This is a genomic window from Vreelandella sp. 162(4c) (assembly GCF_058152265.1).
Window position 1 is genome coordinate 1,056,787 of the sequence record NZ_CM176981.1, and the last position, 12,042, is coordinate 1,068,828.

Sequence of the window (12,042 nt, forward strand, 5' to 3'; positions counted from 1 at the left end):
TACCTCCTGACCAAGCCATGCCCCCATGGATACGCCACTGCTCTAAGCATGGCTTACCCGAAGCATCACGGTGGGTGGTACAGGTGTAGCCGCGGCCCTTGGAACGTTGCCTTGCACTACCGTCGCTCCTGCTTGACGCGATGTGCTGTACTGGGCGGCCACGCGATCCGCGTTGCGGGGGAGCACGGTGGTGTCGCGGTCGCCATGAAACATAATCGCTGGCACATCCGACGCCCACCCGGCTCCTTTTGCTTTGTTACCGCCAGCGAGGGGCCCTGTGCCTCCCTGCATGACCCCCAAGGCATCGGGGGAACTCTTGACCACGCCGTGGAGCAGCCCAGAGTGCACGCCTACCGCCGCAAAGATATCGGGGTAGATCATCGCCAGAGTGGTCGCCATGGTGGCGCCTGCCGAGAGCCCTGCCACATAGACACAAACGGGCTCCGTTGTCTCTGAACTGACTTATTTCTCCTTTATGGTGAAACGATGACACTCTTTGGGGTTGGAGGTTAGCTTGCACATTGCCGATGTGACGATGTTTCATGCCCCCGCCAGCGGCGGTGTGCGTACCTATTTGCAGGCCAAACACCGTGTTTTCTCGCGTATTCCACAGCTGCGCACCAGCCTGCTGGTGCCGGGGGCGGAGCGGGATAGTCTTGGCGACCACCACACGCTACCGGCGTTACACCTTCCTTTGGGGCAAGGTTACCGCTTTCCGCTACGCGGTTCTCCGTGGCGTGATGCACTGATTGATCTGAAGCCCGATCTGATAGAGGCTGGCGACCCCTATGTAACGGCCTGGGCGGCGCTCGATGCGGGGCAACGCCTCGGCGTGCCTGTGGTGGGCTTTTATCACTCTGATCTTCCGCGCCTGATGGGTGATCGCTTTGGGCGCTACGTTGAGAAACGCTTAACCCACTATGTCACGACGCTTTATAGCCAGTTTGATAGCGTGCTGGCACCCTGTAACGCCATGGCGAATCGACTGAATGACTGGGGCGTCAATAACGTTCGCGTTCAGCCATTGGGCGTCGATTTGGCGCAATTCAATCCCCAGCAGTGTGACTCTGCGTTTCGCCAAACCATGGGTATACCCAGCGACAAAAAGCTGCTGATCTTTGTGGGCCGCAATTCCCGCGAGAAAAATATTGATGTGCTGCTTACGACGATGCGTCAGCTAGGCAGCGATTACCATTTGCTGCTGATGGGGCCCGGCATGCCACATCACGTACCCAGTAATGTCACCATCGTTGATCGCTGTTGTGGCGCCCACGAGGTCGCGAAGGCGCTAGCCAGTAGCGATGCGCTGTTACATGCGGGCACCCGAGAAACCTTCGGCTTAATTGCTCAGGAAGCGATGGCAAGCGGCATTCCAGTAATAGCAGCGAACGCAGGGGCGCTGGCAGAAAACGTGCCGCTGGGGGCGGGTATTTTATGCAAACCGCTCGACCCCGTTGCCATGGCGGAGGCGTGTGTGGCACTGTTCAGTAATGATGTCGCCGCCAGTGGGCGCTATGCGCGCCGCCATGTAGAGCGCCATTTCAACTGGGATGGTGTCATGCATTCCCTGCTGGAGCACTATCAGCAGCTTTGCCACGGCAGCCAACCGTATGCACTCCACCAACACCACTAGTCGCCGTCAGCTACTGAAGTGGCGACCCATCCATGGTGTGATGATTGCCTTAGCGCTGATTGCACCGCTAGTGCTCACTGCTTGGTTGGGTGGCGCTGAAGCACTGCAGCGCGTCAAACACTTCCCACTTGGGCTGCTGTTATTGATGCTGGTGATGGCCTTTCTGTGCTGGAACCTGAATGCAGCAAGGCTACGTTTGATGCTGGGTGGCCGTGCGGGCAGGCTCGGCCAGCGCGGCGCGCTGGGTATCGAGCTGGCGTCCAAGTTTGCCCTGTGCGCCACCCCAGGCGGCAGCGGTGGCCCAGCAACCCTGTTGTTGTTGCTTGCGCGGCGCGGTTTCCCGCCTGCCAAGGGCGCGGCGGTGTTCCTGATTGATCAAGGCTGCGATTTACTGTTCTTCCTGGCCATGCTGAGCGGCCTGGTGCTCTTTTCAATGCTAAGCGACACCCAATGGCCACATCAGTCGCTCGTGCAGTGGGCACTGGTAGGATTAGCGTTCATGGCAGCGCTGGTGATTGTCGTAATGCGTTATCTACCCAGCCTATTGCGTTCACCCGGCGTGAACACGCCATGGCCAAGCCGATATCAGCGACGCTGGCTCGTACGGCGCCTCTTGCGCTGTCGGCATGCGTTAAAGGTCACCCTTAAGCTCCCGCGCAGTATATTGATCACCATGCTAGCGCTGACGACGGCGCACTGGCTCATGCGCTACAGCTTGCTCTATTTGGCAGTACTGGGAGTAGGTGGCCATGCGGACTGGATGTGGACATTCTTGACCCAGATGCTGGCGATGGCAGCCAGCCAATTTAGTTTTCTGCCCGGCGGCGCGGGTGCTGCGGAGGTGGGCGTAGGAAGCCTGTTGTTACCGTTGATGGAGCGCGAGCAGGCCGCAGCAGCGGTACTGGTGTGGCGGTTGGTCAGCTACCATTTATATTTGGCGGCAGGCGCGCCGCTCTTTGTACTGTATAGCTATCGCATGCTGCGTCGCTCACCGACGCCATAGCAACATTAGCCAGAACAACATTAAATGTGCAGAAATGAATAAGGGCGCCCCGAGGAGCGCCCTTATAACGTGCAGCTAAACGTCAATGGCTTACCAGCCAGTCACTTCTTTCAGCGCATCACCGATTTCAGCCAAAGAGCGCACGGTTTTAACACCAGCGTCTTCTAGAGCAGCAAACTTCTCGTCAGCGGTGCCTTTACCGCCAGAGATGATCGCGCCCGCGTGGCCCATACGCTTGCCAGGAGGTGCAGTAACACCGGCAATGTAGGAAACCACGGGCTTGGAAACGTTAGCTTTGATGTAAGCCGCCGCTTCTTCTTCAGCCGTGCCACCGATTTCGCCGATCATGACGATAGCTTCGGTTTTCGGGTCTTTCTCGAACATCTCAAGAATGTCGATGAAGTTAGAGCCCGGAATCGGGTCGCCGCCGATGCCCACACAGGTAGACTGACCAAAACCGTGATCAGTGGTCTGCTTAACGGCTTCATAGGTCAAGGTACCAGAGCGCGATACGATACCGACACGGCCCGGCTGGTGAATGTGACCCGGCATGATGCCGATTTTGCATTCGCCTGGGGTGATAACACCTGGGCAGTTGGGGCCGATCAGACGTACACCCAGTTCATCGCACTTCACTTTGGCTTCGAGCATGTCTAGCGTGGCGATGCCTTCAGTGATGCACACAATCAGCTTGATACCGGCATTCGCCGCTTCAAGAATCGAGTCTTTACAGAACGGCGCCGGTACGTAGATAACGCTGGCTTCCGCGCCGGTTTTCGCTACCGCTTCTTTCACGGTGTTGAAAACGGGCAGACCGAGGTGCTCCTGGCCGCCTTTACCCGGCGTAACACCACCGACCATTTGCGTACCGTAGGCAATCGCCTGCTCGGAGTGGAACGTGCCTTGGCCACCGGTAAAGCCCTGGCAGATGACCTTGGTGTTCTTATCGATCAGGATGCTCATTACTTGCCCTCCGCCGCTTTAACGACCTGCTGAGCCGCGTCGGTCAGACTGGTAGCCGCGATGATGTTCAAACCGCTAGATGCTAGTTTTTCAGCACCCAGCTCGGCGTTGTTACCTTCCAGACGTACGACAACCGGTACGTTGACACCCACTTGCTCAACGGCACCGATAATGCCTTCAGCAATCATGTCACAACGAACGATACCGCCGAAAATGTTAACCAGTACGGCTTTAACATTGTCGTCAGAGAGGATGATTTTGAACGCTTCTGCCACGCGCTCCTTGGTGGCGCCGCCACCAACGTCCAAGAAGTTAGCGGGCTTGCCGCCGCTCAGGTTGACGATGTCCATGGTGCCCATGGCCAAACCTGCGCCGTTAACCATGCAGCCGATGTTGCCATCAAGCGCGACATAGTTAAGTTCCCACTTCGCCGCATCGGCTTCACGCTGATCTTCTTGCGAAGGGTCACGCATGGCCTGCAGGTCAGGGTGACGGTATAGAGCGTTGCTATCCAGACCCAGTTTGGCGTCGAGGCAGTGCAGATTGCCTTCTTCAGTGACGACCAGCGGGTTAATTTCCAACAGCGCCAGGTCTTTGTCGTGGAACAACTGAGACAGACCCAGGAAAATCTTGGTGAACTGCTTGATCTGGTCGCCCTTCAGGCCCAGCTCAAAGGCTAGCTCACGCGCTTGGTACGGCTGCGCGCCGACCAGCGGATCGATTTCGGCTTTGAGAATCTTTTCCGGCGTCTCTTCTGCAACCGTCTCGATCTCGACACCACCTTCGGTGGAGGCCATGAAGACCACACGACGGGTAGTACGGTCAACCACGGCACCGAGATACAGCTCATCGGCGATGTCAGTGCAGGTCTCAACCAAAATCTTGGCAACAGGCTGACCTTTTTCGTCAGTCTGGAAGGTTACCAGGTTTTTACCCAGCCACTGCTCTGCAAATGTTTTGGCTTCAGCCGGGTCTTTAATCAGCTTAACGCCACCCGCTTTACCACGGCCACCGGCGTGAACCTGGGCTTTAACCACCCACATGTCACCACCGATTTTTTTGCAAGCCTCTTCCGCTTCTTCGGGCGTGTCGACTGCAAAGCCTTTAGACACTGGTAGACCATAGTCGGCAAACAGCTGTTTACCTTGATACTCGTGAAGATTCATCGATTCATGCCATTGGTTGCATGTGACTCGAACGATGATCAGTTTCTAAAAAACTGGCCATCCCCGTTCTTTCGATCTTTGTGGATTAAGACAAAGCCGAAAGTTTGCGCCACCCTTAAAAGGTGGCGCTTCGTTGTTTAACTAAATTACTTACGCTTCTTGCGATTGGCCATATGAATCGCGTGACCATCTACCGCAAGCGCTGCTTCATGAATTGCTTCAGCAGTCGTTGGGTGCGCATAACACGTCAATGCCAAATCCTCAGCGCTGGAGCCGAACTCCATGGCAATCACACCCTGGGCAATCAATTCGCCAGCGTGTTGACCCACAATGTGCATACCGAGAATGCGGTCAGTTTCCGCATCAGCGATGATCTTAGCCATGCCATCTGAAGCGTTGTTGGCGAGCGCCCTACCGTTAGCTGCAAACGGGAAAGAACCCGTTTTAATCTCAATTCCAGCAGCCTTGGCTTCCTGCTCGTTAATACCGACCCAAGCCACTTCTGGTGCGGTATAGATCACGCTAGGAATAGCGTCATAATTCATCTCAGCCTTATGGCCAGCGATAATATCGGCCACCATAACGCCTTCTTCAGAGGCTTTATGCGCCAGCATCGGGCCGCGTACACAGTCGCCGATAGCATAAATGCCCGGGACGTTGGTACGGCACTGGTCATCGACAAAGATAAAGCCACGCTCATCCAACTCAACGCTAACGCCTTCGTCAATTACGCCTTTGGTGTAGGGGCGACGGCCAACACAAACGATGAGCTTGTCAAAGGTCATCTCTTGTTCGCCGTTGGCATCGCTGTACTTCACAACGACTTCTTCGCCTTTGACTTCCGAACCGGTCACACGAGCGCCGAGTTTGATATCCAGGCCCTGCTTCTTGAGTAGCTTCTGGGTCTCCTTGGCGATGGCGGTATCCACCATCGGCAGGAAGGTGTCCATGGCTTCAAGCATAGTGACTTCACTGCCCAGGCGACTCCACACACTGCCCAGTTCGAGACCGATGACGCCAGCCCCAATCACACCCAGACGCTTAGGTGCTTCGGTAAATTCAAGTGCACCACTAGAGTCAACGATCAAGCCTTCGGTCATCGGGGTCGGCGGAATCTCAACCGGCACAGAGCCCGCTGCGATAACAATGTTGTCAGCGTCATAGGTGGTTTTTTCACCATCATGGCCAGTAACTTCGACCTGCTTAGACGCGACTACTTTGCCGGTGCCTTCAAGGGCGGTAACACCATTGGCTTTGAACAGCGCGCTAATACCACCGACGTTCTTGGCGATGACCTGATCCTTGAACTCAAGCATCTTGGCAATGTTCGTTGACACATCGCTGATTTCAATACCAATCTCGGCGTAATGGTCACGGGCCTCAACAAACTTGTGCGAGGTTTCCAGCAAGGCCTTCGAGGGAATACAGCCCACGTTTAGGCAAGTGCCGCCGTGAACTGTTTTACCTTCCTTGTTAACCCATTTTTCGACACAGGCCGTTTTTAGGCCCATCTGTGCGGCACGAATGGCGGCGACGTAACCGCCAGGGCCGGCACCAATAACGATCACATCAAACTTATCAGCCATGTTGGCTCCTCTAGCTTGCTGGCCTTCCGCCCGCTTTAACTCGAACCGGGCGGAAGGCTGTGTACGATTGCAGATATATCCTGGTTAAGCAGAAGCGTACTAAATCAATATGACGCTTATGCTTTTTTAGATATCCAGCAGTAGACGTGCCGGGTCTTCCAGCAATTCTTTCAAGGTGACCAAGAATTGAACGGCGTCTTTGCCGTCGATCATACGGTGGTCATAAGAGAGCGCCAGATACATCATCGGGCGAATCTCGACCTTGCCGTTGATGGCCATCGGACGATCCTGGATTTTGTGCATGCCCAGAATGGCAGTTTGCGGCGGGTTGATGATCGGGGTGGACATCAACGAGCCAAAGGTACCGCCGTTGGTGATGGTAAAGGTGCCGCCGATCATGTCGTCCATGCCCAGCTTACCGTCACGACCACGCTTGCCGAAGTCGACAATCTTGCGCTCGACGTCAGCGATTTTCATGCTGTCGGTGTCACGCAGTACCGGTACAACCAAACCACGGTCAGTGGATACCGCAACGCCGATATCCTGATAACCGTGATAAACGATGTCGGTGCCGTCGATAGAGGCGTTAACGTCCGGGAACCGCTTGAGCGCTTCTGAAGCCGCTTTTACAAAGAAGCCCATAAAGCCCAGCTTAATGTCGTGAGCTTTTAAGAACGTCTCTTTGTACTGCGCACGGAGGGCCATGATCTCGGTCATGTCCACTTCGTTGTAGGTAGTCAGCATCGCCGCGGTTTGCTGCGCCTGAACCAGGCGCTTGGCGATGGTCTGACGCAGACGGCTCATCGGTACGCGCTTCTCGATGCGCTCACCTTCGGCAGTTGGTGCCGCGGCAGCTTTCGCTGGTGCAGACGATTTTGCTGCTTTCTTGGCAGAACCGTCTTTGACCGCTTTCTGAACGTCTTCTTTCAAGATGCGGCCACCTTTGCCGGTGCCTTCAATCTTGGCAACGTCCAGGTCATGCTCGGCAACCATTTTACGTGCGGCCGGAGCGAGGATTTTGTCACCGACTTTCTCGTCGGCGCCATCGCCATCGCTGCTGTCTGCTTTAGCGGACGCTGAATCGCCACCGCTTTCGCTTCCACTGTCGCCACCGGCCCCTTCGGTGAAGGTCGCAAGAATCGCTTCAGATTCAACCTGGCTACCCTCTTCGGCTTTAATTTCAGCCAGGGCGCCATCGGCCGGAGCGACCACTTCCAGCACAACCTTATCGGTTTCGATGTCGGCCAGCACGTCATCGCGCTTGACCGCTTCACCGACCTTTTTGTGCCAGGTCGCCACGGTGCCTTCCTGGATCGACTCAGGGAAGCTGGGGGCTTTTACGTCGTGTTGCTTGCCGCCACCGCTGGCTTTTTTCTCTTCTTTCTTACCTTCAGACTTCTCTTCGGATTTTTCAGCGCTGTCATCGCCCGAAGATTTCTCTTCTTTTTTGCTGCCAGACGCGCTGCCTTCGCCGATTTTGCCCAGCACCTGTTCTGACGCAACCGTATCGCCCTCTTCGGCCATTACGTCGGTCAGGGTTCCCGCTTCCGGTGCGACGACTTCCAGCACCACTTTGTCGGTTTCGATCTCAACAATCAGCTCGTCACGCTCAACGCTGTCACCCGGCTTTTTATGCCACGCCGCCACTGTGCCTTCGGCAACGGATTCCGGAAAGGTTGGCGCTTTGATCTCAGTAGCCATGTCGTTTCCCTTATATGTTCTCTAAATCCGGTGGTCGCTTATAAATTAAAAGCGTCTTCCACCAGCTGGCGCTGCTGTTCAGTGTGGACGGACATATAGCCAGCTGCTGGAGCAGCAGAGGCAGGACGTCCTGCAAATTTCAACTCGCGACCAAGGCCATCTTTCAGCATGTCGGCCACTGCACGCATATTGTGCTGGCTGGAGTACCAAGCGCCCTGATTAAGCGGCTCTTCCTGGCACCACACAATATCTTCTACGTTGGTATAGTCTTGCAGCGCTTCCAGAAGCTCTTCTTTCGGGAAGGGGTATAGCTGCTCAATACGCACAACTGCCGTGTCATGACGCTCATTCTCAGCGCGCCAAGCGGCTAAGTCGTAGTAGACCTTGCCAGCACATAGCACAACGCGTGTGACCTTCTTCGGCGCCAGATCTGCCTGGTCGGCGAGTACCATATGGAACTTACCGTGAGCGAGATCTTCAAGGCTCGAAATCGCTTCTTTATGACGCAGCAGCGATTTAGGTGTCATCACCACCAGCGGTTTGCGCAGCGGGCGAATCACCTGACGACGCAGTAGATGATAAATCTGTGCGGGCGTGGTGGGTACGCAGACCTGCATATTGTGCTCAGCACACATTTGCAGGAAGCGCTCCAAACGCGCCGAAGAGTGCTCCGGGCCCTGGCCTTCGTAGCCGTGTGGCAACAGCATGGTTAAACCACACACCCGGCCCCACTTCGTTTCACCCGACGAGATGAACTGATCCACGACCACCTGGGCGCCATTAAAGAAGTCACCAAACTGAGCTTCCCAGATCACCAAGTCATTCGGCGCAGTGGTTGAGTAGCCGTACTCAAATGCCAACACTGCTTCTTCCGAAAGGAAGGAGTCATGAATGGTGAAACGCGGCTGACCATCGGCCATATTCTGCAGCGGAACATAGGTAGTGCCATCTTTCTGATTATGCACCACCGCATGACGGTGGGAGAAAGTACCGCGCCCAACGTCTTGCCCGGTAATCCGGATCGGATGCCCCTGCTCTAGCAGCGTGGCGTAGGCTAGCGTTTCCGCAAAGCCCCAGTTAAGTGCCAAACCACCAGCCTGCATTTTACGCCGGTCTTCATAAATCTTGGCCACCTGACGCTGCACTTCGACGCCGTCCGGCACTTCACACATGCGAGCCGCTAACTGCTGCAGACGCTTCATATCAAACGTCGTGTCGGCATCACCAGACCATTCGTGACCCAGGTAAGGCGCCCAATCAACGAACAGAGAAGCGTTGGGCTCTTGCACCAGTGCATTGGCAACGTGGTTGCCTGCCACGAGATCATCACGATAGGTTTCGATCATCGCTTTAGCGGACTCTTCAGAGAGCACGCCCTGATCAACCAAGCGCTTGGCGTACAGCGAGCGCGCAGAAGGGTGATCTTTGATCTTGGAATACATCATCGGCTGCGTGCCTGACGGCTCGTCAGCTTCGTTGTGGCCACGGCGACGGTAGCAAACGAGATCGATCACCACATCTTTTTTGAACTGCTGGCGATAGTCGAGAGCGACTTGGGTGGCGTGCAGCACTGCGTCCGGGTCATCGCCATTGACATGAAAAATAGGCGCTTGAACCATCTTGGCAATATCAGTGCAGTATTCGGTAGAGCGTGCATCCAGCGGATGCGAGGTGGTGAAGCCCACTTGGTTGTTAATCACAATATGGACGGTGCCACCGGTTTTATAAGCACGGGTCTGAGACATCTGGAATGTCTCCATCACCACGCCTTGACCGGCAAACGCCGCATCACCGTGGACGTTGATCGGCAGTACTTTACTGCCCTCTTCGTCGTTACGGCGATCTTGGCGGGCACGCACCGAACCCTCTACGACAGGCGCGACAATTTCCAGGTGCGACGGGTTAAACGACATCGCCAAATGGACTTCGCCGCCCGGGGACATGACGTTCGAACTGAAACCCTGGTGGTACTTCACATCACCTGAGCCACGCTCGATGACTTTCTTGCCGTCGAACTCATCAATCAAGTCAGCTGGGTTTTTACCCAGAATATTGACTAGCAGATTGAGTCGACCACGGTGCGCCATACCGATGACCACTTCCTTGGTGCCATAACCGCCAGCACGCTGGATAAGCTCGTCCATCATCGGCACAAACGATTCGCCGCCTTCAAGACCGAAACGCTTGGTACCTGGATACTTGGATGCCAGGTAATTCTCCAAACCTTCGGCGGCCGTCAAACGCTCCAGCACGTGCTTGCGCACGTCGGCACTGAAATCAGGCGCACTGCGTACCGACTCAAAACGCCGTTGTAGCCAGCGTTTCTCTTCCGTATCGACGATATGCATGATCTCGCAGCCGATGGAGCGGCAGTAAGTACGCTCCAACGCATCTACGATGTCACGCAGTGGCGCTTTGTCGATACCTAAAAAGAAAGAACCGGTTTGGAACTCGGTATCCAGATCAGCTTTTGAAAGCTGATGAAAGGACAGATCGAGATCGGGGACGGGGGTGGGATTACGCAGCCCTAGCGGGTCGATATTGGCCTTTTGATGGCCACGGAAGCGGTAAGCGTTGATCAGTTGCAGGACTTTTACCTGCTTTTTGTTTTCACCGCTATCGGCAGCGGCGACTACCCGGCCCGGGCGACTTTCGCGCCCCAACTGGTAGAACTGATCACGCACGGGGCTAAGTGGAACATCGTGGGAGGCACTGCCCTCGGGACGCGGCAACTCATCAAAATAGCTGCGCCATTCGTCAGGGACAGACTCAGGATCGGCGAGGTACTGCTCGTAAAGCGCTTCCACGTAGTGAACATTGCCGCCACTAACGTGAGAGGAACGCCACATCAACTCCATTATGCCTTGTTGCATCTCTCGGTCACCCTGCACTGATGGGGTGGTATCGGTATCGTCGCAAACATGCGGCGACATCGCTATTGCCCTGCCGGCGGGGCGGGACATTTGCCGGCGGCGCCGGCCAACGGCCGGAAACCCTGTTCGTCTAGCTATTCTTCATCTAACACTTTATGTCGCATCTAGCGGTCATACTGTGCTTCTAGCGGTCATACGATGTTTCGTCTTCAGTTCATGCTCGAAAGCCGGTACCCCAGGCACCGGCTTTCAAACTTGTCTGATCAGCGGTGCGACGTGACGCCGCACCGCCTGACAAACCCTATGATAACAAGCGAAGCGCCATGATTTAAGTGGCATTATCACCCAACTTAAGTGGCAGGCGCTTTTTTACTAAGATGTCATAGGCTTAGGTAGCATCAGCGAGTAACATTTCGCGAATTTTACCAATTGCCCGGGTAGGGTTGAGCCCTTTTGGGCACACCGCTACACAGTTCATGATGCCACGGCAACGGAACACCGAGAACGGATCTTCCAGGTTGCTCAACCGTTCGCTGGTAGCCGTGTCACGTGAATCGGCCAGGAAGCGGTAAGACTGCAGCAAACCGGCCGGGCCGACAAACTTCTCGGGGTTCCACCAGAACGACGGGCAAGACGTTGAACAGCATGCACATAGAATACACTCATACAAGCCATCTAGCTTGTCGCGCTCTTCTGGCGACTGCAGACGCTCAATGGCCGGTGCAGGCGTATCGTTCTGCAGGTACGGCTGAATACGCTCGTACTGCTTATAGAACAGCCCCATATCCACGACCATATCGCGAATAACCGGCAGGCCCGGCAGCGGGCGCAGGGTCAGCTTGTTGTTTTTGACAACGTCTGACAGCGGCGTGATACATGCCAAGCCGTTTTTGCCGTTCATGTTCATGCCGTCTGAACCGCAGACGCCTTCACGGCAGCTGCGACGAAACGCCAAACCGCTGTCTTGTTCCTTCATCATATGAAGAACATCCAGCACCATCACATCGCGGCCTTTAGTATCGACCTGAAACTCCTGCATGTAAGGTGCGGAGTCGGTTTCCGGATTGTAGCGGTATACGGATACCTGAAGATTGGACATAGTGACTCCCTCTCGTCT

Annotated in this window: 9 protein-coding genes; 2 read left to right on the forward strand and 7 right to left on the reverse strand. The window is 55.5% G+C overall.

Annotation, left to right across the window (positions count from 1 at the left end; all coding sequences use genetic code 11):
• Positions 1–42: 42 nt before the first annotated feature.
• Positions 43–399, reverse strand: coding sequence for a PHB depolymerase family esterase (locus AC4EYZ_RS04740; RefSeq protein ID WP_278369039.1), 357 nt, complete (start codon positions 397–399; stop codon positions 43–45).
• A gap of 115 nt (positions 400–514) precedes the next feature.
• Here AC4EYZ_RS04740 and gpgS point away from each other — a divergent pair, with 115 nt between their 5' ends.
• Together gpgS and gpgF are read left to right on the forward strand one after the other, a co-directional pair.
• Positions 515–1,633, forward strand: a complete 1,119-nt coding sequence (gpgS, locus tag AC4EYZ_RS04745) for an N-acetylglucosaminyl phosphatidylglycerol synthase (RefSeq protein ID WP_035538532.1) — start codon at positions 515–517, stop codon at positions 1,631–1,633.
• Complete coding sequence (gpgF, locus tag AC4EYZ_RS04750) at positions 1,611–2,636, forward strand: glucosaminyl phosphatidylglycerol flippase (protein ID WP_022520464.1); 1,026 nt, start codon at positions 1,611–1,613, stop codon at positions 2,634–2,636. Before gpgS ends, gpgF begins: the two co-directional genes overlap by 23 nt.
• Before the next feature lie 90 nt (positions 2,637–2,726).
• Here the strand turns inward: gpgF and sucD are convergent, their stop codons facing one another.
• The 6 genes from sucD to AC4EYZ_RS04780 all read right to left on the reverse strand — a co-directional run bounded on the left by sucD (position 2,727) and on the right by AC4EYZ_RS04780 (position 12,024).
• A complete protein-coding gene (gene sucD, locus AC4EYZ_RS04755; RefSeq protein ID WP_009287300.1) occupies positions 2,727–3,599 on the reverse strand; it encodes a succinate--CoA ligase subunit alpha in 873 nt (290 codons plus the stop codon).
• The gene (gene sucC / locus AC4EYZ_RS04760) at positions 3,599–4,765 is read right to left on the reverse strand and encodes an ADP-forming succinate--CoA ligase subunit beta (protein WP_009287299.1); all 1,167 of its coding nucleotides are present in this window, start codon (positions 4,763–4,765) and stop codon (positions 3,599–3,601) included. The genes sucD and sucC overlap by 1 nt, the downstream gene beginning before the upstream one ends.
• Positions 4,766–4,911: 146 nt before the next feature.
• Positions 4,912–6,351, reverse strand: a complete 1,440-nt coding sequence (gene lpdA, locus AC4EYZ_RS04765; protein ID WP_009287298.1) for a dihydrolipoyl dehydrogenase — start codon at positions 6,349–6,351, stop codon at positions 4,912–4,914.
• Between the two features lie 126 nt (positions 6,352–6,477).
• Positions 6,478–8,052 (reverse strand): 2-oxoglutarate dehydrogenase complex dihydrolipoyllysine-residue succinyltransferase, encoded by a 1,575-nt coding sequence (odhB, locus tag AC4EYZ_RS04770; RefSeq protein ID WP_039859309.1) that lies wholly within the window; start codon positions 8,050–8,052, stop codon positions 6,478–6,480.
• 38 nt (positions 8,053–8,090) lie between these two features.
• On the reverse strand, positions 8,091–10,925 hold the full coding sequence (locus AC4EYZ_RS04775; protein ID WP_027959716.1) for a 2-oxoglutarate dehydrogenase E1 component: 2,835 nt from the start codon (positions 10,923–10,925) through the stop codon (positions 8,091–8,093).
• A 388-nt stretch (positions 10,926–11,313) separates the two neighbouring features.
• Positions 11,314–12,024 carry a succinate dehydrogenase iron-sulfur subunit gene (locus tag AC4EYZ_RS04780; protein ID WP_009287296.1) on the reverse strand — a complete coding sequence of 237 codons (711 nt, stop codon included), beginning with the start codon at positions 12,022–12,024 and terminating at the stop codon, positions 11,314–11,316.
• Between the last annotated feature and the right edge of the window lie 18 nt (positions 12,025–12,042).

Bases quoted from the DNA above. Each gene is read 5' to 3' on its own strand.
- AC4EYZ_RS04740 (WP_278369039.1), bottom strand. From the start codon at position 399: ATGGCGACCACTCTGGCGATGATCTACCCCGATATCTTTGCGGCGGTA.
- gpgF (WP_022520464.1), top strand. From the start codon at position 1,611: ATGCACTCCACCAACACCACTAGTCGCCGTCAGCTACTGAAGTGGCGA.
- sucD (WP_009287300.1), bottom strand. From the start codon at position 3,599: ATGAGCATCCTGATCGATAAGAACACCAAGGTCATCTGCCAGGGCTTT.
- sucC (WP_009287299.1), bottom strand. From the start codon at position 4,765: ATGAATCTTCACGAGTATCAAGGTAAACAGCTGTTTGCCGACTATGGT.
- lpdA (WP_009287298.1), bottom strand. From the start codon at position 6,351: ATGGCTGATAAGTTTGATGTGATCGTTATTGGTGCCGGCCCTGGCGGT.
- odhB (WP_039859309.1), bottom strand. From the start codon at position 8,052: ATGGCTACTGAGATCAAAGCGCCAACCTTTCCGGAATCCGTTGCCGAA.
- AC4EYZ_RS04775 (WP_027959716.1), bottom strand. From the start codon at position 10,925: ATGCAACAAGGCATAATGGAGTTGATGTGGCGTTCCTCTCACGTTAGT.
- AC4EYZ_RS04780 (WP_009287296.1), bottom strand. From the start codon at position 12,024: ATGTCCAATCTTCAGGTATCCGTATACCGCTACAATCCGGAAACCGAC.